General features: G+C 67.4%; 1 protein-coding gene. It reads left to right on the top strand.

Annotated features, from left to right (window positions below):
* Window positions 1–305: 305 nt before the first annotated feature.
* On the top strand, window positions 306–776 hold the full coding sequence (ssb, locus tag G7A99_RS21670) for a single-stranded DNA-binding protein (protein ID WP_018717616.1): 471 nt from the start codon (window positions 306–308) through the stop codon (window positions 774–776).
* Window positions 777–902 lie beyond the last annotated feature (126 nt).

The raw sequence follows: 902 nt of genomic DNA, 5'->3' as shown, positions 1-902 counted from the left end.
TGATAGTGCCGCCTCGCTGTGGTGCGAAAGTAGGTCATCGCCAGGCTCTTATCCCTAAACCCCCGGCCATTAATGGCTCGGGGGTTTTTTTATGCAAATTTGTCAGGTGCCGCGGTACGCCGCAGGGGCCCCTCGGCCCCGGATACTGCCCCGCGGCCGGCGTAATTGGTTTACCCCGGCTCGTACGGGATGGGGGCAGCCAGGTGTGCGCGCCTCCCTTGGCAGAGGTAAATCAGGTACAGTGACGGCCTGTCTTCAACGGCCACGGACAGGCCATCACGTCGGAAATTCGCGGAGAGGGAATAATGGCAAGCGGCTCGGTCAACAAGGTCATCCTGATCGGCAATCTTGGGGCGGATCCGGAGGTGCGTTACGCGCCCTCGGGCAGCGCGGTCACCAACATCCGGGTCGCGACCACCGAGCAGTGGCGGGATCGCCAGAGCGGCGATCGCCAGGAGCGCACGGACTGGCACCGCGTCGTGTTCTTCAACCGCCTGGCAGAGATCGCCGGGGAGTACCTGCGCAAGGGCTCTAAGGTCTACATCGAGGGCCAGCTCCAGACCCGCAAATGGCAGGGGCAGGACGGTCAGGACCGCTACACCACGGAGGTGGTGGCGCGCGAGATGCAGATGCTCGATACCCGTACCACCGGTGGTGGCGGCGGCGGAGGCGGCCCGCGGCCCGAGCCCCAGGGCGGTGACGGGGGCTACGGTGGCGGCGGCGGCCGTCAGCCGGAGCCGCCGCAGGACGATTTCGACGACGACATCCCGTTCTGACACCGCGAGTGACGGCGAGGACGGACCTGCCGGGCGAGTGCGTCCCGGCAGGCAGCGCATGGTGGTCTGATGCCCCCGCCACCCGGGGGGGCAGGCCAACGGCGGTACCCGCGCTTGCTGGGAACG

This window comes from Arhodomonas sp. KWT, assembly GCF_010993615.1.
This window is presented reverse-complemented; position numbering and strand designations above follow the sequence as displayed.